Below are 23,058 nucleotides of genomic sequence, written 5' to 3'. Positions count from 1 at the left end.
TTAAGCCGGGTTTCTGTATCAATACTAGACTCTATTTACTGGGCTATTAGACTATAAATCAAGGTCTGATCATTCATCTGCACCTTAAAGTTCCCTGTAGCAGAGGTATAGATATCAGATCCGCCCTGCTCCAGAGTTCCATTAGAGTCACTATCACCATAGTTTTCACTCCAATCGCCAGTTACATCAAACTTAAAACGCTGCTGGTATTGACCATTGAAGTTAACCGAAATTTCCCAAAGGTTGTCCGCCACTAACTGCATAGCCTCTGCTCCCCAGTTATTTGGCGTTCCACGGAAATATAGGGAGGCAAAATTAGAAGCGTGACTACCACAATCCACACAGGTCAGGGAGTAACTGAGTGTTTTATCATTCACTTCAACAAGATAAGTACCAGCCACATTGGTATGAATATCATTGCCACCTTGTTCAAGAGAACCATCGGCATGGTTGTCCCCGTAATTTTCATCCCAGTTAGTGCTTACATCAAACTTGAAACGCTGGTTGCTACTCCCATCAAATACAACCGTAGTACGCCAGTTATTATCCGCTACCAGAGTCATGGCCTGAGTGCCCCAGCTATTGGGCGTTCCCCGAAAATGCAGTGCCGTGAAGTTCTGTGCATAACCTCCGTTGTGATCAGTCACAGTGATGGCCGCAGTGGCGCTGTCAGTTAGGCCATCGTTATCCGTTACCGTCACGGTTTCTGTATAGGTTCCAGCGTTGCCAAAACTCAGGGTAGTACTGGCGTTGCTGCCACCACGACTCCAGCTATAAGACACCACACTGCCATCGGGATCGTTAGAAGCGCTGGCATCCAAGGTGATACTTTCATTGATTGCAACGGTAACCGCTGAGGGAGTAACAACCGCTACCGGTGCCTGCTGGGAGGAAACTTCAGTGAGGCTATAGCTCAAGCTCTGGTCGTTGACTTCGATTCGGTAATTACCACTCACAGAGGTATAAATATCTGCACCGGTCTTATCCAAAGTACCATCGGCACCATCATCCCCGTAATTCTCGGTCCAATCACCATAAATATCCAGTTTAAAGCGCTGGTCCGCCTGGCCATCAAAGTTCACCACTAACTGCCAGGTATTATCGCCCACTAGTTCGAACGCAGTACTGCCCCAGTTGTTGGCAGTACCGCGGAAGTAAAGGCTGGGGAAACCAGGTTCAGCGCAATCGTCACAAGGCGTCGCCAATTGCCCACCATGAATTGCCGCGGCAGAGTTGGCAGCTACATTAAAGGTGGCATAGCCGTTACTATCTACAGTAATCACATCGCCACTGCACTCGTTATCGCCCGCTAACACATTGCAATAATCCCCCTCGGGCATGCCTGTGTAGAGCGTCTGGTTCAGGGAGCCTCCCTCATTATTGATCACCACAAAACCTTTGTTGCCACGGCCAAAGGCAATCTGGTTGTTGTCATTGTCCCACCAATTGTTCATGGCGGTGCCGTTGGTATAGTTACGGAAACCCACCATGTTGGCGATATTGCCCCAGCGGTGCTGGCAAACCCAGGCACCATTTTGACAGTCATTCGGGCCAGTGCTGGGCGGACCAATATCGGTATCGGTAAAGTCATAACCAGACATTACCTTGGGATAGCCATAGGGGTGGGCCAACATAAAGACATTGGCTAGGTTGTACTTATAGTCATCGTGATAAGTAAGATTCCCACCGCCACCATGGCCTCGTTCTCGATCGTGGTTATCAATAAAATGCACGGCATCACTAGAGGAGAGCAGTCCCCAGCTTTCACCAATAGTGGCAAGATTTTTAATCTGACCGTTGAAATTGCTGGCTACATCTGTGCCATACTTAAATTCAGTAACCCGGCCAAGAAAAGTGTAATTGTAAGGCTGGATCTCTGAGGCCTCGCCGGCAGCACCAATAACTTCGGAAAAGACCCAGGGGTTGCCAGCTTGACTCACAATTGCCTGTAAATCGCCGGGGGACATATGCTTGACGGCATCAATTCGGAAGCCATCGACTCCCATGCCTTTTAATTTACTCAGGTAACCAGCGAGTTTTCCCTGCACATAACTGGAGCCGGTATCCAAATCTGGCAAACCACTCAACCGACAACTCCACACATGATTAGCATCATTGTAGTTATTAATGGTGCAATCGGAGTGATAGTTGTTATCAGAAAACTCCGGATGGTCCAGCAAGGTCCACCGAGTGCCTCCCCAACCGGTGCCACCGCCATTCCAGGCCGCCGTATGGTTAATTACCGCATCGGCGTAGACTTTCACACCTGCTGCATGACAACGGTTGATCATGCTTTGCAGTTCCTGCTCAGTACCGCTGCGACTGGTTAAGTTGGTATAAGTCACTGGCTGATAGCGCGCCCACCAGGTGGACAGACTGATATGCTCATTGGGCGGAGAAATTTGCACCGCATCAAAACCCTTGGGCCCGAGAAAGTTCTCACACTCACTGGCGATATCATTCCAGCTCCACTCGAATAAATGTACAAAAGCGGTACCGGCATTAGCGTGGGCACTAGATAGTGTACCAAGCACAAGGCCTGTACTGGCCAGCAGCCTTTTTAGGAAAAATGGATTGTTCATTTTTGCTTTCTCTTAGTCATCTTTTCGCTGTTATTTTTAAAAGCCAGGTATCCGAGCCCTCAATCACACAAACAGTGAGCCAAGGGGATTAGATCTCCTGAATTTGAAGACCGAAGTCACCGATTTAGAAACAGCAAACTCTGAAGCTGAGAAAGGTTCTTCTAACAAAGGTAAAAGAATCCAAGGACACAACAATCAATATGACATTCAAATTACCAGACATTCAAGGCAAGGCTCAGCAGCCAAATACATTCAGGAGAAAGCTGGATTCCGTGAGAGCAAATGACCGCCAGGGAATGACAGGTAAAGAAATAAATAAACCTAGTTATTGTTGTTATACCTAACTCAAAGTGTGCTTCTAACCTAGCGACTCTGACCTAAGTGCCCACCCTCTCTGGGGTGTGACCTATTGCAGAGTAAAGAAGTGGTACTAACGCACACATCCCCCTTAAGGGGGGCGTAGTAGTTTTATCTGCAGAGATTTGAACTTAGTGACATGAGAAGCATTGGGGTGTTCAAAAAAACAACAGGATTAAATTTTATTGGCAGCTATCAGATTAAGATGAGTCAATGAGCCTTAAGGATTAGTAGCTATTTAAAGATAGCCCTATTTGACATAGACCAATATCATTTTATCTTACTAAAGATCAGTCCATGGTATCTGGCGTAATTAAATTATTACTCCCATATTAATTTCTAGCGCATCAATCACTATAAGATTTCACGTTGCTAATCACGGACTGACACTAAAATTTATTTTCTTTCTATTTACCATACGACCCTATTCTGCTTAAAGCTAACTATTTTGATTCAACCGAAAGCAATTAGGTATGTATCATCCGTGGGATCATATTGACCTAGAGACTTCTCTCGCTATGATCATTATTTCTGATCCAGAAAAATCAGAAAAAAAAGATTTTTTTCAAATCAACCTATTGGAATGGTAAGGAATTATTGAGATAGTGGTCACGGTATCCGCATCGCAAATGTTAAATCAGTGCCAAATTCATAAAAGCAGATAATTTAATTTATTTTTTGGTAGCTAAGGTTAAACTACTTCCAGAATAATAATCAGAATAAGAGTGGTCATGATGATCACTATATAAATGTTAGCCCCCTTGAGGACATTTACAAAGGTATCCTATATGATTCGATTTATGTTGCTTGTACTGTTTTTTGTATCCTCCAGCGTCTACGCGATCGTCATTCGAGATGACGTTGACGATTCAAAATATAGAGTGCCAGGGTCTGAATATCCTGCTCTTGCTGACATACCTGGTGAGGGACACGGAATACTTATTGCTCCGCAATGGATAATAACTGCTGCACATGCGGTCACATGGCGCCCTGAACAGATAGTCCTCAATGGCAAATCCAGGAATATAGAGCGCCTGATAATACACTCCGGATACAAAAAGCCGTCAGAGGAACTACTTGATCATGCACTGGCCACTTGGGAGTGGACGCTCTTTGCGGTGCTGCTCTCCTCCTCAGATGACATTGCACTTCTCAAATTGGCACAACCCGTTACTGATGTCTCTCCTGTCGCCATCTACAAAGGAGATAATGAGTTCGGTCAGAGCGTCAAGATCATAGGAAAAGGCGCTACAGGTACCGGCGTCACTGGGTACGACTTTCATGACTCGCACCGTACTGAACTTCGTCGTGCGGAAAATAAAGTCACAAGCGCTCATGGCCGCTGGTTCTGCTATGTGTTTGATGCACCACCGGAAGCACTAGCCCTTGAGGGCAGTGAGGGGAATGGTGATAGCGGCGGCCCAATTATTATCCAAACTGATGACGATTGGCTGTTGGCTGGATTGACTTCATGGACAGCTCCACAAGGCACTACCAGGACTCCCCCGGGGCAGTATGGGCAAATCAGCTGTAATGTCCGTCTGAGTCATTACAAAGAATGGATTGGAAATATGATCTCTGAGCGATCGAAAGCAGATAGATAACACAACATTTCACCGGACCAACACGACAAGCCACACAGGCCGGTGAATTCAAACGTAAATTTTTTGGGGTATCTGAATGCTTGAATGGATTATGATATTTATGTTTGGTGGTAGTACGGTTGTTACCCCTGAACCAATTTACATATCCGATCAGCCGGTCTCAATCTCTTTTGACAAACCAATTACCGCTTATAACAAGTGGGCTACATTTCACGTTGATATTAGCCAATATTCTAATGAAGGATTAGATTACCTGAAACAAAATCAGTATCTGCGCTCAAGTTTCCCAGAGGGCTGTATAAAACTTATTCTTATTGGTGAAAATGGTAGCGAGTATAATTTCACCAATTCCAATTCGGCCCTTGGGAGAAATAGTGCTACAGATATTTGGTCCATACTGAGCACTAGTGAAAATGTACCTAATATTAAATATGTATCTGCAAGGATTTCATCTTGCAAAGCATTGTCAGCTACCAAAATAAGCTGGTTCAACTTTGGAAAAATCTAACAATCGCATGTATAGAAAAACATCTAAGTGTCAACAATTATGGTACTCTAGGCGCACTTTGCCACAATTTGATCTACCACAATGCCTCCGGTGATACGGGCAGTAGTCAAAGTCATGGAAAGATTTAAATATAACATTTTCGATAGAGAATTTTTAGTTGAAAGAAGCCAAAATCGCTGGAAAACCTTCTATCAGGGTTCTAAAGGCAAGCGCCTAGACACCGGAATATTTGTTCCGACAGAAATTACGGAAGATGAGTTAACTCAGTCTATCTGATCTCTGCCATGAGTGAGCAACTGAAAGGCACCCATTTGTGGTACGTCTCGTTAAAAAAAGTAAACGGATATTTACAAAGAGTCCCGCCTAACAATCTCAAGCAGAATGTTAAGGGCTCTAGTAGTACTTAGATATAAGACTTACCCACGTTTAGCAGACACCTTGTATAGTAAAGTTTCGGCCTAACACAGAGGCAAGACTTCAGTAATCAACAAAATTTTAGCCACATAGGATAAATAAAAAGCATGCTAAAGAAGATCATGAAAGCCACATTGGTTTATTCATTTTTTATGGGCCAAAGCTTAAATGCCTCTACCGTTGATTTCAATTTAGAGAACAACGATTTTGTCGGAAAATATTATCCATCTTCATCAACTGAGCAGCAGGTTGCTGTGTTGGTCCTGGGCGGGTCAGAAGGCGGGCTACCTGAAAAGCTCGCAGAGCCTGTTGTCGACGCAGGATATCCAACGTTAGCTTTAGCCTATTTTAATGCCGATGGATTACCTCAAGAGCTAGAGAATGTCCCGCTTGAATATTTTTCTCACGCTAAGTCTTGGTTAAAGAGTCAGAACAATGTAAAGCCAGATGAGTTAATAATTGTTGGCTGGTCTAAGGGCGCCGAACTGGCACTACTTTTAGCATCAAAAGATGAACAGATTTCAAAGGTAGTGGCAATAGCACCAAGCTCAGTAGTTTGGGCAGGCATTTTAAAAGATTGGACAAAAGTACCTGCATCAAGCTGGACGGAAAAAGGGCAAGAGTTAACTCACGTCCCATTTAAACCATCTGGGCAGGTAAACGGTTTGCGGGACCTGTATGCTCAGTCATTGGCGAATCGAGTTGATGGCAATAAAGCAGATATTTCCGTCAATGATATAAGTGCAATGGTGGTGCTGATGACAGGCGAAAATGATGAAATTTGGCCGGCGCCTCAGATGGCAAATGATATTTGTGAGAAAATGAATGCAAAACGAGAGAATCAATGTGAGCATATTTATTACGAAGGTTTGGGACACTTGCTAGATTATAAATTTTTAGACAAGGATACGGCCATGAATCATACGTTTATCAGTAAGCTTAAAGGTGGCTAATGAGCATAGACAGTAGACGCGTGCCCCACTGCTGCTTTGAGCTTAATGTGTATGACCTACACACATTTAGTAGATACCTTTTATTGTTAGGTTTCGGCCTAACACTGAGGTGTTACCATCAGTAAAAAAGAACTCAGATGTATACGGAAGAGTTTCGTAGAGAGATGGTAAAAGGGCTTAGAAACCGGAGACTACAACAGTCTCCGTCGTTTGTGAGCTGGGTATCAGCATCCTAAAGATCTATAACTGGCGGCGTCAGTTCAACCGACTCTCAGGGAAGCCGTCCAATAGTTTATGTCGATTTCTCGAGGAAGGAGAGTACAGAAATGCGCTGCCTCAAGAAAGAGTTGTATGTGGTCCGCCAAGAGGTCGAATTTCTAAAATAGGCAGCGACGTATTTTTCGAACCACCAAGAGTAATGTACATACTGATATTTGAGCATAAAGGGGGGTTCCCTATCAGCTGGATGTGTCGATGTTCTGAAGTATCAACTTCAAATTATTTCCCTTGGCTAAGTAAAGGAGACTGTCGCGTTAACCCTGCAGAAGAGGTGCTTGTAAGTTGCTCAGTCTGACTATTACTGGACCAAAGACATTACCTACATCTGGGTAAGGGATCGATTGGGTAAGGGGTCGATGGCTGTATCTTGAGGTAGTGTTTGACCTGAATTCGCCGTTGGCTGGTCGTTGATTATCCAGATAACGGAGTACCTTACGCAGAGCACATTAAATATGACTCTGCAGTAAAGAGGTACTTTACCGGGGCTGATCGTACATTTGAATCAGGGTATACAGTATCGGGCCCAGGGATTTCAGGGCCTTCTATTGGTGAACGATTGTCGCTCCAGCATGAATCTCCAGGCTAATTGCTGGATAATGTCGTAATGGAACCGTTTTTCAGGCATCGGAAATTTGAGCTGGTATATGCGATAATTTTTCAAAGTATCAATCCAGCGAATTCTTAAGTATTTGAATACCTCTAGATTCTCCTAAAACAGATTAAGCAGGTACTACACACTGGATTACATAATACCAGCAGAATATGAGCCAATATATGAATAATTATAGTGTCTATTTTTTCTGAATAAGGCCAGCGCCATAAATGGAGCAATTATGGAAGTAAGAATTGCAAATTCAACTTCAGATATTATGGAGTTTTTTGAGGCATTATCTCAGCTGAGACCTCATTTAAAGAAAGATACATTTCTTGATACAATCAACTCCCTCAGAAATCGTTATGATTTTAAATTGGTGTATTTACGTGAAGTTAAATTCAATCTGTAGCAGGAATAAGAATTGCTGAATGGCTAAAAACTGGAAAATATCTGGAAATTGAAGATCTGGTTACCTCTAATGAAAGTAGATCTGAAGGTTTTGGCAGCATACTATTTGATTGGATTATTAACTATGCCACAGAAAATGAGTGTACTCAGGTTCGGCTCGCATCAGGCGCTACACGAGAAGCAGCACATAAATTTTACCTTAATAAAGTCTTGTTATTTGAGTAGTAATATTTTTCAATTAATTTATAACAGGTTTTTAAATAAAAGGTAAAGCCAGCAGAGCGCGGTAAATCTCAGCTCTACTTAATGTGATATAAATAATAATGGTCATGGATCTTCAACGCTCTACCGGCTATGTATTTAAAGTCATTGAAGGTGACGATCAAGCTGAGATAATTTCCCATGGGCTAATTTCACCCGTAAAAAATTCTGAATTTCTCTTTCAATTGTTCTACAGAGCATCAAGAAACCCCTTTAAGTTAAAATTAAGGTTATTGTATTTCAAATTTTGGAGGATTAAGTGAGCCAAGTTACAATTGGCTTAAAGTTAAAGGATGCTTCGGTTGGAAGCCATAACAACCACCGGTATAATCATTAACTATGTGTGCTGAACTATTAAAAAATTTCCTACCTATATGGTGGGTGTAACATATAGTCAAGGGCTACAATGAAGACCTACATTTTACTATTCCGCGGAATCAATGTTGGCGGCAAAAACATAATACCAATGAAGGAGCTGAAATCACTATTGGAAGGTGAAGGCTATGAAAGTGTTAACACCTATATTCAAAGTGGAAACGTAGTTTTCAGAAGCAAAGCTAAATCATTCAAGGATATTACTTTGAAAGTTGAGAAAAAATTTGGTTTTAGTCCTGAGCTACTAGTGCTGGAAAAGTCAGAATTCGAAGACGCGCTAAGCTTTAATCCATTTACCTTATATGAAGGTAAAACAGTTCATCTCTACTTCTGCAAAAGGAAACCTATTCTGGACAAGAAAAAGTTAGATTTTTTTGCAGCCGATACCGAAAACTATAAACTGCACGGAAGTGTATTTTATCTCCATGCACCAAATGGTATAGGACGTTCTAAGCTTGTCTCAAACCTTGAGTTATGCCTCGGCGTCCCTGCAACAGGTAGAAACCTAAATACCGTATTGAAACTACAAGGAATGGCAGAAAACTTATAAAAATGAGCGGTAGAAATATGGACATAATAGCACCTAGGCTGCCCATTTGCTTTCGCTAGATTGAAGAGGGAGTGTACAAAAATCGACTCAATCATTACGCCGATATAAATTGCAAAATAATTTCAGGAATATACATGGATGATGCTTCTTAAGGTAATATCCGATTAACCAGATGGCACCAGCTTCGTAAATTTACTTACGGGAGAAGCACATCACTCTACACTGGCCCCGTTTACGGGCATATGGCTAAAGGAATTCATGCTTGGCTTAACTACAAGGTAAAAATACTAGTATTGACATCTTTTAACTCGAAAACGCTACTCTAAAACTTGGCACTAATACAGGGAAAGCAGCTACAAACGAAAAGAATGTTGTACTATTCAACTTTGAATGTAGTAATAAGATCAAAACTAATGAAACCATATAAAAGCTAACGTAAAGGATATATACCGTTGGCATATCAGAGTCACACCTTAACAATTTGCTGTTACTGGTTAGCCAATGTCTGACAAAGATTACTCTGAATTTACATACACTACTGAACCAATACAATGGTGCCGAGCATTATTTTTTAGCATTTTACAGATTTATCTATATAGTTTATAAAAGAAGAAAATAAGGAAATTTTCAAATGAACAAGAAGGCATTTTTAGCATCAGTTCTAGTTATCGGTATAGCTTGGATCTGCGCCATCACCCTCACAACTATTTCTCCTATTCAAATTACTTTACTTGCCATTCTCCTGGTAATCTTATCATTTGTTGTTTTGGTTATTTTAGCCTTGTTAAAGTGATTTACAGAATCTAAAACTGGACAATCTAAGTCTGCGAAGATCTGGCCTACATGACGTCAGGACAATTAAAAATATGTGGTACAAAAGATATGGATATAAACATCCTTCAGGTAGTGGGGGCATCGGCTGTATAGGTGCTTCTCTCTCTGTGATCGTTGGCTTCTCCTTAGCATTCCTTATATCGATCTTGTTAAAAAATATCTTATTTTTGTGGCTTGGAGTTCCGTTTACTTTTATTGGTTTTTGGGTTGCCGAAAAAAGCTTTGCCGATGAGGGCGAAAAGATACGGAAACGTCGATTTGAATACCATATTGGTAAAGCTAAGAGGTATTTGCAAGAAGGAAAGAAGCACAAAGCAGAAGATTCAATAAAGAAGGCCAAAATTTATGGAGAATTGCCCGATGAATTTAAAGAACGTAAAAGCAGTAAAAAGAATTCCACATAACCACACATGCGTCAACAATGTGGCTGTGATTATAAAACCTATGGAGATCACCAAATATGCGCAAACTCGTTAGCTCAGGCTCTCATTTAGAGGGTCCTATAGGATTTTCTCGGGCGTGCCGGATTGAAAACCATATAGCAGTATCTGGAACAGCTCCCATTGATAATGGCAAAACAGTATTCATTGGGGATTTGTACAATCAAACCAGGTATTGCCTTAATCTTTCGTTGCGAGCTATAGAAAAAGCTGGCGGCGGCATTGAGGATGTCATTCGTACACGTATCATGCTTACTGACATTTCGCAATGGAAAAAAACCGCTCAAGCTCATGGAGAAATTTTCTCACAACAACGACCAGCTTGTACTTTTGTAGAAGTAAATGGTTTTATCGATCCAGATTGGTTGGTAGAAACTGAGATGGACGCCATTACATCGAACTCATAATAAATTACTACAGCTTGCTTCAATTAGCATGGATTTTATAGAAGAATAAAAACCTTATCTCTGAGCAAAGCATTTTACACAGTAATAGGATAATTAATTATCCAACAAGTGAGTCATACAGCTCTATAGAAGCTATCTAAGCTTCTGATAGTGAAAAACTTCTAATACTGGCTGGATTATTTTAGGATTGAGTGTATCTATCTTCCTGAATATATTAAATTCAAGTATCTATTTCATCAGAAAATACATGAATGGACTCTACGCACCATCACCACAGCGTAATTTTAACCATCACTTTGAACATAAAAAGGATTTAATCATTGAAAATTAACCTACGCGAATTAACAAAAGATAACTGGGTCGATATGATTGACCTTGATATCACTAAAGAACAAGAAAACTATGTTTCTCTTCCATCAGAAGCTATTGCCGCGTCCAAGTTTTATGACCATTACATCAACCGTGGTGTTTATCTTGGAGGCAGGCCAATTGGCTTTATCCAATAAAGCCCAAATTACGACGATGATGACAAACCAAACGAAATCTTTATAAATCAATTATTGATCAATGTCAGTTTGCAAGATCAAGGTTACGGCTCAGAAGCAGTGAAACATGTTTTAGCTGAGATTAAGCACCTTGAAGGCTTTAACTCTATATCCATTTTTTATGTCGAAGGACATGGTATCATGAAATCTTTTTTCGAGCATTTTGGATTTGAAGTCGTTGTTCAACAATGAGTTAGATGAAGCAATTATGGAATTGCATTATGCTTGAGCAGTACATTGTGGATAACTATTCGACTGTTGCTCACATGAAATTATATAAAGGGTTTAAAAGGCTTAATATTGAAGGCCCCGGAAGTTAGAATATCATGAGTTTATCCAAAAAGTGTATCATAGCCGATGGTACAGTAACCATTAAGAGAAATTCTTTTTTAATTATATTTATTGTTTTATTCGGATTAGGCTTGATCACTTTATATATAGTTAATACTACTTTAGACCTCGGTCCTGAGTGGGTTATTTTCTGTGTATCTCCTATGCTGATTTTCATGTTTTCCAATCTTAGAGGTCATTTTTTTCCTGTGCAGACCAAAATTGATTTAAATCGAGAGGTTGTATTCATGAAAGGCTTAATTCCATGGAAATGGAAACCCATTTGTAGACTAAAGTGGGGAGTAAAGGACCTTTATATTTCAAACTACATCATGAATACCAGGCATGCCCCTCAGGCTAAATTCAATACACTCTGTCTAAAAGCAGGATTACGCGAATATGTGCTATTTGAAAGTATGGATGATTCGGCTATGAGAATGAAAGACTATATTTACAAGAACTCTCCCAAAAAGAGAAGGCGCAGATAAAACTAAACGGAATAATTTATCCAATAATAGCTAATCTCTGGAAATCCTATAATAAACACCCGCAATTATACCTAACATAATGACAATACTACCTACATAAACCACAACTTCCAAAGGGGTTGGAGTGGCTTCGTAGCCAGATATGGCATAGAACAGCTGCCCAGCAATTGAGTTTTCCTCCAGTAGTCTGGAACTATCCCATAGGGGCTCTTGCGCGGGCAGTAAATCTGCCTGAATCAGTAATTGCGAGGCTTGCAGGCTCATGCCCGCAGCTAGAATGGTAAGAAATATGCAAGAAATTCCCAGTGTATATCTTTGGGATAAACCACACAAAAGGTAATAAAACAACGCACTCAGGCTGTATCCTATGCCGGCACCTAACAATGCTCCGATCATTACAGAGGGCAACAGTGGTGGATGCAGCCAAAAGGAAGTTAGGTAAACATAAATTTCCGATCCTTCACGCATAATGGCCATCGTGACGGCCAGTAACATGACAAATTGCATCGTTAATAATTTATAGTGCTTTTTATGCCAGTTTACTAGCAATAATACTGCAACAACTATTAATAAAATATAGATAAAAATGGATATGCCCGCATTCACCAGCTCCTGGCCGACACCACCAAAAGCCTGAGAAATTTTTGCGAGGTTCTCACCGTAAATAACTGCAAAACACCCGCCAAGCAACAGAGCGATATAAAACCAACGGGCGCGCAGTTCTAATAAACGTGTAGCGGCCAATAGAACGCTTAGCAACAAGGCCACTTCCAACACTTCACGCAGAACCACCATTACAGAAGTCAATAACATAAGCCTTCCGCTATTGTGCGATGATTTTTCCCTGAGCAGTTTTTGGGTGGAACTCGCCAAAAAAAGGATATTCTCCTGCAGGCAAAGGGCCGATGAAAATCACGGCTTTGCTGTTGCCCATAATCACTTTCTTCCGGTTCAACAAGTAACTCTCAAACTCTTCCGGGGAGGAATCACGGTTATAGATTACCAGTTTAACCTCCGTATCGGCAGGTATAGCCACTTCGGAAGGGTTAAACAAATGATTACGAATTTCCAGTTTCACTGTGGGTTTGTCAGTATCTGAAGTACAGGTATTCAAAAGAGGGAAACCCAATAAAATAATCAACAACCATAGGCAACCGGTTATCCTGCCACTGCTCAGTATTCCTTTTCCAGCTTTTAGCAGGTTAATCACGCTCATCTTCCTTTACTTTTGTAAAGCGTATTGTTACTGAGAGCCCATGTCCGAAACTGGACTGACCGAGTTCGATTATGGCTCCATGCAAGCGGGCAATATGTTGCACAATAGAAAGTCCCAAGCCACAGCCAGGTACTGTGCTTTGATGTCGATCACCACCAATACGGTAGAAACGTTCAAAGATCCGAGTGTATTCTTCCTCTGGAATACCTGGCCCTGAATCCTCAACCCTCAATAAAATATCTTCTTTTACCAGTGTAGTACTCACTTTAATCCTGCCCGCTACTGGAGTATATTTTGCGGCATTGTGCAGGAGGTTTTTGAGAAGGATCGTCAAGGCGAAACGATCGCCACGTATAAATACCCTACCCCCCAAAAGTTCCACCTGTTGTTTTCTCTGGGCAAAGATCGGGTATTCTTCAGCCAATACCTCGCGAGCCAGGGCGTGAAGATTGAGCATTTCAAAGCGCGCTGGATAGTGCTCGGGTGTGGTACGAAATAAATCCAGCATTTGTTCCACCAAATGCGCCATACGATGAACACTGTCTTCAAGTTTAACCAGACTTGCGGGTATTAATTTTTGCCCGGTACCCTTAAATTCACTCTCCAAATTGTGGGCATGTACCTGTATGGCGGCGATGGGCGTACGAAGCTCATGGGCGGCGTCAGCGGAAAAACGTCGCTCGCGTTCAAAGGAGGCCTGCAAGCGGGTGAGCAGTGCATTAATGGATTGCACCACCGGTAACAGTTCCTCTGGTGGGCTGCATTCTGGCAGTGGTGTCAGGTCTTCGGCGCGTTTGCTGTGCAGTGCTTCAGCGAGTTTGCGCAGGCTGGAGAGGCCGCGCCCCACCACAAACCAAATCAACAACCCGGCAACCGGTAGACCCAGTAATATCGGCAGTACCGCAGCAATAGCCAACTTATCTGCTAATTGGTAACGCAGGTCAGATCTTTCGGCAACAATAATCCAGTGGCCGTTGTCGGGAAAATATTCGGTAAGACTTCGCCAGCGATATCCAGAGAAATTAATTTCCTTAAAACCAACGGCAAATTCACTCAGTGGCTTTACCGGAGCATCGGCGGAGCGCACCAGTAATTTTTTATCTTCCGACCACACCTGCATGACCATGGCCTCGGGCTGAGCCACCACCCGCTCGGCCCCGGATGCAACCGGCATATCTGCCAATAGTCTGGCCGAGGCCCCCAATTGGCGGTCGAACAGCCGTTGAGCCTCCGCCACTGTATCGCGATATCCATGCAGGGCCGATACAAAATTCACCAGCATGATGATCGATAACAAGGTAATCAGTAGAAAAATTCGGATGGATTTCATGCGCTGCCAGCCGGTTCCAGCTTATAGCCGACGCCGCGTATTGTTTGAATAAATTCTGGATAGATTTTTTTGCGCAAATTATGAATATGCACGTCTACGGTATTGCTCGATACCTCTTCGCCCCAACTGTAAAGTTTATCCTCCAGCTGTTCGCGGCTGAGGATATGACCTGGGCGCTCCGCCAGAGCGCGCAACAGACTGAATTCTCGTCGCGAGAGTTTTATTTCGCGACCCGCCTGTAATACCGTATAGCTGGACAGATTTATAGTCACATCGCCAATCTGGATTTCCGCGCTTAGTCCCGCTCCAGTACGTCTCTCCAGTGCCCGCAATCGGGCTAGTAATTCATCCACTGCAAAAGGCTTGGTCAGGTAATCGTCGGCACCGGCATCCAAACCCTTAACCTTGGAAGGGAGATCATCACGCGCTGTAAGAATCAACACCGGTGAGCGGATTGATCTAGCGCGTAGCGTTTTCAAAACCTGTAATCCGTCGAGATCCGGCAGACCTAGGTCGAGAATAATGACATCCGGCTGAGCGGCCTTAGCCAGGGATATGCCCTCACCTCCTCCAGCAGCGTGGTCGACTGCATAGCCCCCGCGTTGCAGTGCGGTAACCATACCTTCGGCCAATGAGCGGTTATCTTCAATTAATAGGATGCGCATCTATCTCGGTCCTTTGCATAACTGTTTGCGGGACCGAACAAGGCTTCAAAGGCACTGACGGCACCGATCCCTCCACCGCCTGAGCATAGTGCCTGTAACACTGGCGGTGGAGTTTAGGTGCTCACAAGTAACGAGGGTTCCCGTTCCCATTGCTCAGAAGTCATGATTTGCCGGGCTCGGGGAGCGGGTCTGTTGCTCCGGCGAATTGGCGCACCAGTGGCAATTTCTTTGCCAGTGCACTATCTACCAGGGCGGGAAAGAGGGCGTTGATCTTGATAAAGAACCGCTCCGGCCAGCCAACAAAGCGCCGACGACCATATTTGCTGTGCAATAGCTGCAGACACTGTTGGGCTATTTTTTCCGGTGGATCGGACTTGTTGCCGAGAGCGTGGTTTAAACCATTCACGGCTTCGCTGTTGAGACTGGTATCCACCGCCCTTGGCGCCAGGTAATGCACGCGTATTCCAGTATCCAGAAGTTCACGCCGCAAGGTCTCGGTAAAGCCATGCAGGCCGGCTTTACTGGCACCATAAGCGCCAAACCCCGGATGCCCGATATGACCAAAGGCGGAACTGATATTGATAATCGCGGCACGCTGACTGCGCTTTAATAGCGGAAGCAGATCGCGAGTTAATGCCATCGGGGCCAATAAATTGGTGTGCAACAGCCTGGCTAACTCTTTATCGCTAGTCTCACCAAGCAGGGCAAAAGCGGAAACACCGGCGTTATTGATCAGCGCATCCAATCCGCCTGGCAACTGCTCACAGCTGCGCACCAGCTCAAGGCGCTCGGCCTCATTGAGTAGATCGGCAACCAGTATTTGATGCCTGTCACTGTGAGGTAGTGCCGCTTTCAATTGCTGCAGACGCTCTGCGTTACGCCCCTGGAGCAGCACCCGATGACCCTTTTCGGCCAGGGCACGACTGATGGCGCTGCCGATGCCACCACTGGCACCGGTCACTAGCACCGTAAGCATTGCTTGCGCCGACATCTCAGGCGACCTCTTTCGACGAACAACGACTTTCCACTTCGCGGAAAATGTCGCCATAAAGACGGTACATCACTCGTGAGCTGTGCAAAATCGCCGCCTTATCCTGAGGGCTCTCAATGCGGTTCATCAACCCTTTGAAGAAATCCACATGGCCGATATCCAGGTCACCATGTGAGAGCAGGTAGCTAAATGCCTTGTTGGGCAGGCCGTGAGTCTTCTGAATGGCACGCGCGGCTTGCGTTGCCACGGCGGTACTGGTGCCTTCCAATACATGAACCATGCCAAAGAACCCCAGGGGGTTGCCTCGGGCAATCGTATCGTAGGCGTAAGCCACCATCAGTTCGGTGCTGAGATTTGGCTGACCATTGCGCACCGCCTCTGCATCACCACCACAAGTGGCGATGTCATTGAGCACCCACTCCTGATGACCGGTTTCCTCCTCAATGTACTCCGCAATTGCCTCGCGTAACCATTCCTGTTGACTACTCAGGCGACTGCCACAGGCCATCATCAGGGGCACGGTATGTTTGACGTGGTGATAAGCCTGAGTAAGGAAGGCAATGTATTCCTCCTGGCTTATTTCTCCACGCGCCGCACGCTGGATCAGCGCTACATTCATCAGAGACTGACGGGCGTCGGCAGTTTGCGCTTGCAGTTCATCGTAATAACTCATCAGGAAATGCCTCCATACAGGTTTTCAATAGAATCTTGGTAACGCTCGGCAATTCGGTCACGGCGTGGGCGACCGTTGGCGGTGAGCAGGCCATCGGCAAATGTGAGTGGGGCTGGCAGTTCGGCCCAGGATCGCACTTGGGCATAATCCGGCAGCTTGTTATTGACCGCAGCCAGCCAGTTATCGAGCTGCTCGCGGCTGCTGCCGGGCCGGGGAAAGATCAATGCGGCGCAGTGGGGCCGGGCATCACCGACCACTACACATTGCTGCACCATGGGTTCCAGCAGCACTTCGCTCTCAATCCATTCCGGCGAGATGTTGCGCCCAAAGGCACTGATCAAAATATTTTTTTTGCGCCCGGTGATATGGAGGAATCCATCGGCATCAATCTCTCCCAAATCACCGGTGGCGAGCCAGTGGGATTCGCATTCACCGGCATCATCGAGATATCCCAGATAGCGGGGACCGCGCACCATGACTTCACCGGCTTTTAGGGCGACCTCGCAATGGGGCAGCGGCCTCCCGACGGCGCCGGGACGATCCGAGCCGGGAAGATTCAATGCCACTACGGAGCCGCACTCCGACAAACCGTAGCCTTCGTAGACCGGTAAGCCGATACTGCGCGCTTGCAGCAACAGCTTGGTCGCTACCTTGCCACCTCCGACAGCGACGAAACGGAGAGAAGATGGTGGCTGCCAACCACTGCGCTCACAGTGTTCCAGCAGGGCCTTCAACATCTGTGGCAGCAGAATCAAACTGTGGGGCAGATGTTCATCGATACACTTTGCCATCTGAGCCACATCCAGGCCGGAGCTGCCTGTAAGCCCCAAACTTGCCATAGGCGGTGCCACCACCTGGCCGCCACGCAACCAGCTGCTATAGGCACCGGCAACGTTTTCCAGCAGGGTCGCCAAAGGCAATAGGCACAGGTGAATTCGGCTATCCAAAGGGCCCAACTGCTTCACCAGCGCTTCGGCGGTGGCAAATTGCGTTTGTTCAGACAGGCAGACCCCTCTGGGGGTACCTGTGGAACCAGAGGTGAATGTGATCTTGGCAGTTTGCACCGGCAGAACAGTCTGTTCTGCGCCGAGAACCTCGATAAGTGCCATTTCGGCGATTTCCGCCTGAGCCTGGCCGATTTCACGGAGAGAGGTAAAGCGCTCGCAGTCGTCCGTCAGCAAGGCCTGCATACCGCTCGTGCGAATAGTGTGTGCCAGCTGCGGTTGGGAAAAGAATACCGGCAGGGGCACTATGGTGGTCTCCGCGAGTTGGCAGGCAAGATCGACCAGCAACCAGTTGGGGCCATTATCGGCATAGAGCCCCAGCACTTGGATATTGCGCTCGCGCAGCTCAGCCGCAATGCCCTCCACCGCCACCATCAAGGCCCGATAGCTGTATTTTCTGTGTTCACCACTCAACGCCAGACTCTCGGGGTGTTGCCCGGCCAGGTGGCGGATTTGTTCAATCAGTTGCATACGATGGCGCCTTCTGTGGGGGTTTTGAGCACAGGGGACATAAATTGCGCGCGTCCCCGGCAGCCCTTTAGCCGTTCTCGCATCAGAGGGTTTTGCAGTAATGCGCGGTGTTCACCGGAGACATCGATCGCTGTCACGGCCGGGGCTGCCTCGTAGTAGCGTCCCCAGTCGCCCAGGTTACTTCCCAGACGACGGCCATCCGCTTCACACAAAACAGTTTGTCGACCCACCAATTTTTGCAGCAGACCGCGTACTTCTGCGGTGGCCGTATAAATAGCCCAGTGCACGCCGGCGGCGGCGAACAATTCAAACAGCATCAGAAACAACATCTGGCTACCACCGCGACTGGTAGAGACCAAATTGCCGATCTCGACAATCTGTGCACGCTCTACCGGGCGCCCGCTAAAGGCGGCGATCTCTTTTTCCACCGGTTGATCGAGGTACTGTTCCAGAAATAGAGGTCCGCTATCAGCACGGCGCAGACCGAGCGCACTACTGAACGCATTCTCCTGCCATGCGGATAACAACAGTGGGGCGAATTGATTCACCCGAGCGCCATAGGTATCGGCAAACTTCTGTGCGATGAACCCCTGCACCCGGCTGTGGCCAGCCTGCCCCATACGAGTCAGGTCAAAATCCAGCTTGTGCCGCCGCGATCGGTGCTTGGACGGCGCACTCTGGTTCGGGAATTGATGGTGTCTCTGTAGCGCCATTGAAAACCCTCTTTGGGAGTGTCACGGCGAGAGTCTACGTAGGCAAAATTAAGGCAAACTTAAGAAACCCTTGAAAATTTCGATAAGGATTTTTTCCCTCACCCAGTGCTTCTCGCAGTGGGGGCAGGTCTTGATCTGGCTCAATACAGTCTTTCCCCATTACTTCATCATGCGCCGGCAGTTAGGCCTGTTTGACGCGTTTTTCAACGTATTGAGACGACAAACTCTCCGAGTCTGAGGCGCCTCGTGATAACTTAGACCCAGGAGTCAACTGCATAAAGCAGGGACCGGAAACACCCATTGATCTGGAGGAAAGATGGAGCAGCAGAGCACCGTATTTGTGGTCGTGGACCCCAACGATGACAAGCATGTAGCCCTGGAGCGGGCGATGAGTACTTCCCGCGGTCGCAACCCGCAGCCGCGTTTGGCGGTGTTTGTCGCGGTGGACGGCGAGGCAGTGGATACCCGCGCGGTGAACGACCACCTATTCCGCGATGAATCCTGGTTCCGCGAACAGATCCGTGAACCCATCTCCGAAGCGGGGCTCACCTGCGAGATCACCGTGTGCTGGTCCAGCGACTGGCAGGCGGCCATTGTGCAGGAAGCCAAGCGCTGCGATGCGGAGATGATCTACCTGCCGGTGCACAAGAAATCCACCCGCCGCTTTACCTTTGCCGAATCCAAGTGGCGGGTGCTGAAAACCGCGCGCTGCCCAGTGGTACTGATTCGCCCCGGCGCCAAGGCCGAACGCAAAGTGGTGCTGGCCACCGTCAATTACCAGGCCAAAACCCTGGAGCAGCGTCAGCTGAACCGCCAGATCAGCGAACGCGCCACCTATATTGCCGGCCATTACGATGCCGAGCTGCACCTGGTGAACGCCTACCTGGATTCCATGCGCTATCCCGATCGCGGCGCCCTGGCCAAGCTCGCCGATAAAACTGGTGTGCCCACCCATCGCATTCATGTGAAACAGGGCTATACCAGCGATGTGGTGGAAGCCGTGGCTAAAGAAATTGATGCGGATTTAGTGGTGATGGGTACCCTGAACCAGTTCGGCGAAACCGGTTCGCTACTGCGCGGCAACACCGCCGAGCGAGTGATCGGCCAGTTGGATGTGGATGTGATGGTGTGCAACCAGTTCACCAACACGGAAGTGTAAAACCCGTTCGAAAGCTCTACAAAAAGCCCGGCAATAACGTGAATTTACCGGGCTTTTTCTTTTTTGGATCCGTTAAAGATAGGACTATTTTGACCTGGCTGAAAGCAATAGCAGCTCTCCCTCAGTAATGAAAGTAACACTGTCACCTTCAACTTTTGCATGCTCACCGGAATAGAAATCCGTTAACTCTGTGCCATCGGCAAAAACGCCTTTTACAGAAATACGCTTCTCCCCGCGAGGCAGGTCCATTGCCACCACCACCGGCTGCGCCCCTGCCAGAGTACGGGAAAATGTGTAGGGTTTATCGGCGAGTTTCCTGTGCTCACCGGCGCCCAGGGCGCGGTGCGCGCGACGGAACTGGCCGAGCTTCTGCCAATGGGCAAGCAGAGCGCGGGTTTCGGCTTTTTCCAGATCATTCCAATTCATGGGGCTGCGCATAGTCGCATCGCCAAAGGCACGGGCGTCGGTCATGGGCCGCGCCAGCTCATCGCCGTAATAGATCTGCACCGCGCCCGGAGCCAGCATCAATTTACTGGCAGCGCTGCGGGTCTGTTGGCGTTCACGGTCGAAGGAGTGATGGTCGTCGTGGGAACCCAGATAATTAAGCACTCCCAGTCCCTTTAATTCCCCGTAATTTAGTGCATTGGAATAACTGGAGAAAATCTTCTCGGCGGGCTGGCCAGCTACCTGGGCAAAGTCAAAATTGATCAGGCTGTCGAAACCGTACTGGTAGAAATCTACTTGTTGATCGCTGTAATCATAAACACGGCCGACAGTGGGGCCATAGTTATTCACACCAAAATGGTAAACCTCACCCAGCATAAAGAAATCGCGGTCATCGAGTTTTTTCTGTGGATTTTTTGTTTTCCATTCGGCCAGGGCCAAGTCCGCTTCTTTTTTCAGAATTGCCCAGGCTTCTGGCTCGACATGTTTTACCGTGTCCACACGAAAGCCATCCACGCCGTATTCCCGTACCCAGTCGGTCAGCCATTTGATCAGGTAGTACCTGGGCGCGCGCGGATAACCAGTGCGCGCAAAGAAAGCATCCAGCTCACGCTGCTCTTGCGCCAGGCGGCCTTCCCGTCGCCACTTATCCACAAGCTGCGGCGGCAACGCCACGGGTTTATCGCTTTCTGTGAGAATATCGGTGAGATTGCTGTGGATCGCACACTCCACATTGCCGGCGTAATCGGACCAATCACAGGGCTTGCTCTTGCGCAGCCAGCTGGCGGGCCACTCAGGGTCCTTTGCGGTTACCGGGCCGGTGTGATTGAGGATCACATCGAGCAGCACACGGATACCGCGCTTGTGGGCAATTTCAATCAGTTCCGCCAATTCGGCCTCAGTGCCAAAGTTGGCATCCACTGCGGTCCAGTCTTTGGGCCAGTAACCGTGGAAGGCATAAGTGCGTTTGTCGGAGTCATTGTAACCGTGGATATTCTCGATCACCGGGGACATCCAGATGGCATCCACGCCCAGCTCATTGAAATAACCCGTCTCGATCTTTTCGATCACTCCGCGCAGATCGCCGCCGGCAAATCCACGCATATATGCCGCGTCATCCCTGCGACCATAGGGAAAGTCGTTGCTTGTATCGCCGTTTTTAAACCGATCCGGCAACATAAAATAGATGGTGGCATTGCGCCAAAAAGGGTCGACCGCTTCTGCGGTTGAAGCAATCTGCACAGCCCCCAGAAACAAGCCCGTCAGTAAGCTGGTGAATTTAATCATTGTCCCCTCTCTTATTCTTCTCACTCGATCGCTCTTATGCACCGCGCACAATTTCACTGGCCAACTCTAATCGGCAATGGAATTCATACATCCTCCCAGGCGGGGGCGTAATCGATAATGAAGCGAGAGCAAAATAGAGCCTGCAACAATCTTCGCAACGGGCAAAGAGTGAAGCAAATCCCCTTTGCGATGGGCTCCTGTGGAGAGTAAGGTAAAACCCAGAAACCACGGAGAAACCGAAGGGCTTTGCCGTGGTCAAAGGGTCACATTCTGATAGCAGCAAAAGGAGGCAGGGAATGTCGGAACAACAGTCTAGGCATGGGTGGATCATCGGAATTATTGTGGTGATCGTCGTCGCCGCGGCAGCCTATTGGCTGTGGACTGGCGATGAAAAAAAGAAAGAAGTTCCTCCGAGCAAAATTATTGAGGAGCCCCAAAGCACTCCAGAACCAGAAACACTGGAGCAGCCTCAGGAGCAGGCCGCCCCCTCGGAATCCCAGGAGCCCGCTCCGGTGGAAGAGCCCAGCAGGGAACCGCCACCGCCTCTCAACGAGAGCGATAAGGCCGCTTATGATGACCTGATGGGTCTGGCTCCAGACAACGCTCTGTCGCGCTGGCTGGTGAACGATGAGGTAGTTCGCAAGTGGGTGGCCGCAATCAACTCCGGTTCAAGAGGAGACCTGATCCACAAACACCGCCCGCTGAAAACCATTCGCGGCCCCATAATTGTTACCGGCTCCTCAATGGAGGGTTACGAGTTATCACCGGACAATTACCGCCGCTACGATCAGCCGGTACGCCTGTTCGCCTTGATGGATACCGACACCGCAGCTAGCCTCTACCAGTATTGGTATCCGCGTCTGGCGCAAGCCTATGGTGAACTGGGTATCCGCAATAAAACTTTCCACCAGGTGGTGATTGAAGCAATTGATAAAGTGCTCGCCGCCCCGGAGGTCGAGGGTTCAATCAAGCTGGTACGCCCGTCGGTCTACTATAAGTTTGCCGATCCCAAGCTTGAAAAACTGCCCGGTGTACAAAAGTTGATGATTCGCATGGGCCCGGATAACGCCGCACGGGTGAAGGAAAAGCTCAAGGAGCTGAAGCAAAAGCTGGAGGCTATGCCGGTCCAGCAGCCGGAACAAGCCCAGTAATCTCATGAGTATCCTCAAGCCCTC

At 47.1% G+C, this 23,058-nt stretch carries 25 protein-coding genes; 15 read left to right on the top strand and 10 right to left on the bottom strand.

Features of this window, described 5'->3' with window-relative positions; all coding sequences use genetic code 11:
• Positions 1-35 precede the first annotated feature (35 nt).
• On the bottom strand, positions 36-2,582 hold the full coding sequence (locus LC073_RS00680) for an alpha amylase C-terminal domain-containing protein (protein WP_226642292.1): 2,547 nt from the start codon (positions 2,580-2,582) through the stop codon (positions 36-38).
• A 103-nt stretch (positions 2,583-2,685) separates the two neighbouring features.
• Between LC073_RS00680 and LC073_RS00675 the strand changes: the two genes are divergently transcribed.
• The 13 genes from LC073_RS00675 to LC073_RS00615 all read left to right on the top strand — a co-directional run bounded on the left by LC073_RS00675 (position 2,686) and on the right by LC073_RS00615 (position 11,930).
• Entirely contained in the window at positions 2,686-2,868 is a 183-nt protein-coding gene (locus LC073_RS00675; RefSeq protein ID WP_226642290.1) for a hypothetical protein, read from the top strand.
• Between the two features lie 859 nt (positions 2,869-3,727).
• On the top strand, positions 3,728-4,543 hold the full coding sequence (locus LC073_RS00670; RefSeq protein WP_226642289.1) for a S1 family peptidase: 816 nt from the start codon (positions 3,728-3,730) through the stop codon (positions 4,541-4,543).
• A gap of 76 nt (positions 4,544-4,619) precedes the next feature.
• On the top strand, positions 4,620-5,051 hold the full coding sequence (locus LC073_RS00665; protein ID WP_226642287.1) for a hypothetical protein: 432 nt from the start codon (positions 4,620-4,622) through the stop codon (positions 5,049-5,051).
• Between the two features lie 521 nt (positions 5,052-5,572).
• The gene (locus tag LC073_RS00660) at positions 5,573-6,418 is read left to right on the top strand and encodes an acyl-CoA thioester hydrolase/BAAT C-terminal domain-containing protein (protein ID WP_226642285.1); all 846 of its coding nucleotides are present in this window, start codon (positions 5,573-5,575) and stop codon (positions 6,416-6,418) included.
• Positions 6,419-7,530: 1,112 nt separating this feature from the next.
• Positions 7,531-7,701: a hypothetical protein gene (locus tag LC073_RS00655; RefSeq protein ID WP_226642283.1), complete on the top strand. Its 171-nt coding sequence runs from the start codon at positions 7,531-7,533 to the stop codon at positions 7,699-7,701.
• Positions 7,689-7,925, top strand: coding sequence for a GNAT family N-acetyltransferase (locus tag LC073_RS21875; protein WP_413231426.1), 237 nt, complete (start codon positions 7,689-7,691; stop codon positions 7,923-7,925). Before LC073_RS00655 ends, LC073_RS21875 begins: the two co-directional genes overlap by 13 nt.
• Positions 7,926-8,367: 442 nt before the next feature.
• Complete coding sequence (locus LC073_RS00645; RefSeq protein WP_226642281.1) at positions 8,368-8,886, top strand: DUF1697 domain-containing protein; 519 nt, start codon at positions 8,368-8,370, stop codon at positions 8,884-8,886.
• A gap of 631 nt (positions 8,887-9,517) precedes the next feature.
• Complete coding sequence (locus LC073_RS00640) at positions 9,518-9,679, top strand: hypothetical protein (RefSeq protein WP_226642279.1); 162 nt, start codon at positions 9,518-9,520, stop codon at positions 9,677-9,679.
• Positions 9,680-9,752: 73 nt separating this feature from the next.
• On the top strand, positions 9,753-10,124 hold the full coding sequence (locus tag LC073_RS00635) for a hypothetical protein (protein ID WP_226642277.1): 372 nt from the start codon (positions 9,753-9,755) through the stop codon (positions 10,122-10,124).
• A 56-nt stretch (positions 10,125-10,180) separates the two neighbouring features.
• Positions 10,181-10,567: a RidA family protein gene (locus LC073_RS00630; RefSeq protein WP_226642275.1), complete on the top strand. Its 387-nt coding sequence runs from the start codon at positions 10,181-10,183 to the stop codon at positions 10,565-10,567.
• A 320-nt stretch (positions 10,568-10,887) separates the two neighbouring features.
• Positions 10,888-11,073, top strand: a complete 186-nt coding sequence (locus LC073_RS00625) for a hypothetical protein (RefSeq protein ID WP_226642273.1) — start codon at positions 10,888-10,890, stop codon at positions 11,071-11,073.
• A gap of 54 nt (positions 11,074-11,127) precedes the next feature.
• On the top strand, positions 11,128-11,304 hold the full coding sequence (locus LC073_RS00620; RefSeq protein ID WP_319004694.1) for a hypothetical protein: 177 nt from the start codon (positions 11,128-11,130) through the stop codon (positions 11,302-11,304).
• A gap of 134 nt (positions 11,305-11,438) precedes the next feature.
• The gene (locus tag LC073_RS00615) at positions 11,439-11,930 is read left to right on the top strand and encodes a hypothetical protein (protein WP_226642271.1); all 492 of its coding nucleotides are present in this window, start codon (positions 11,439-11,441) and stop codon (positions 11,928-11,930) included.
• Positions 11,931-11,960: 30 nt separating this feature from the next.
• On the opposite strand, the gene LC073_RS00610 is transcribed toward LC073_RS00615, so the two are convergent.
• The 8 genes from LC073_RS00610 to LC073_RS00575 form a co-directional block, all read right to left on the bottom strand.
• On the bottom strand, positions 11,961-12,743 hold the full coding sequence (locus tag LC073_RS00610; RefSeq protein WP_226642269.1) for an FTR1 family protein: 783 nt from the start codon (positions 12,741-12,743) through the stop codon (positions 11,961-11,963).
• Positions 12,744-12,753: 10 nt separating this feature from the next.
• Complete coding sequence (locus LC073_RS00605; protein ID WP_319004693.1) at positions 12,754-13,140, bottom strand: cupredoxin domain-containing protein; 387 nt, start codon at positions 13,138-13,140, stop codon at positions 12,754-12,756.
• Positions 13,133-14,476 carry an ATP-binding protein gene (locus tag LC073_RS00600; protein ID WP_226642267.1) on the bottom strand — a complete coding sequence of 448 codons (1,344 nt, stop codon included), beginning with the start codon at positions 14,474-14,476 and terminating at the stop codon, positions 13,133-13,135. Before LC073_RS00600 ends, LC073_RS00605 begins: the two co-directional genes overlap by 8 nt.
• The gene (locus tag LC073_RS00595; RefSeq protein WP_226642265.1) at positions 14,473-15,141 is read right to left on the bottom strand and encodes a response regulator transcription factor; all 669 of its coding nucleotides are present in this window, start codon (positions 15,139-15,141) and stop codon (positions 14,473-14,475) included. The genes LC073_RS00600 and LC073_RS00595 overlap by 4 nt, the downstream gene beginning before the upstream one ends.
• A 160-nt stretch (positions 15,142-15,301) precedes the next feature.
• The gene (locus LC073_RS00590) at positions 15,302-16,132 is read right to left on the bottom strand and encodes an SDR family oxidoreductase (protein ID WP_226642264.1); all 831 of its coding nucleotides are present in this window, start codon (positions 16,130-16,132) and stop codon (positions 15,302-15,304) included.
• A 1-nt stretch (position 16,133) separates the two neighbouring features.
• On the bottom strand, positions 16,134-16,805 hold the full coding sequence (locus LC073_RS00585; protein WP_226642262.1) for a TenA family transcriptional regulator: 672 nt from the start codon (positions 16,803-16,805) through the stop codon (positions 16,134-16,136).
• Positions 16,805-18,280 (bottom strand): AMP-binding protein, encoded by a 1,476-nt coding sequence (locus LC073_RS00580; protein ID WP_226642260.1) that lies wholly within the window; start codon positions 18,278-18,280, stop codon positions 16,805-16,807. Before LC073_RS00580 ends, LC073_RS00585 begins: the two co-directional genes overlap by 1 nt.
• The gene (locus tag LC073_RS00575) at positions 18,271-18,993 is read right to left on the bottom strand and encodes a thermostable hemolysin (protein ID WP_226642258.1); all 723 of its coding nucleotides are present in this window, start codon (positions 18,991-18,993) and stop codon (positions 18,271-18,273) included. The genes LC073_RS00580 and LC073_RS00575 overlap by 10 nt, the downstream gene beginning before the upstream one ends.
• Before the next feature lie 316 nt (positions 18,994-19,309).
• Here LC073_RS00575 and LC073_RS00570 point away from each other — a divergent pair, with 316 nt between their 5' ends.
• Positions 19,310-20,152 (top strand): universal stress protein, encoded by an 843-nt coding sequence (locus tag LC073_RS00570; protein WP_226642256.1) that lies wholly within the window; start codon positions 19,310-19,312, stop codon positions 20,150-20,152.
• A gap of 84 nt (positions 20,153-20,236) precedes the next feature.
• On the opposite strand, the gene LC073_RS00565 is transcribed toward LC073_RS00570, so the two are convergent.
• Positions 20,237-21,883 carry an alpha-amylase family glycosyl hydrolase gene (locus tag LC073_RS00565; RefSeq protein ID WP_226642254.1) on the bottom strand — a complete coding sequence of 549 codons (1,647 nt, stop codon included), beginning with the start codon at positions 21,881-21,883 and terminating at the stop codon, positions 20,237-20,239.
• A 296-nt stretch (positions 21,884-22,179) separates the two neighbouring features.
• Between LC073_RS00565 and LC073_RS00560 the strand changes: the two genes are divergently transcribed.
• Positions 22,180-23,034 carry a DUF3014 domain-containing protein gene (locus tag LC073_RS00560; protein ID WP_226642252.1) on the top strand — a complete coding sequence of 285 codons (855 nt, stop codon included), beginning with the start codon at positions 22,180-22,182 and terminating at the stop codon, positions 23,032-23,034.
• Positions 23,035-23,058 lie beyond the last annotated feature (24 nt).

The sequence above is a fragment of the Microbulbifer variabilis genome (assembly GCF_020524905.1).
GTDB classification, from domain to species: Bacteria; Pseudomonadota; Gammaproteobacteria; order Pseudomonadales; family Cellvibrionaceae; genus Microbulbifer; species Microbulbifer variabilis_A.
The sequence above is the reverse complement of the archived record's forward strand: the minus strand, read 5'-3'. Positions and strand labels throughout refer to the sequence as shown.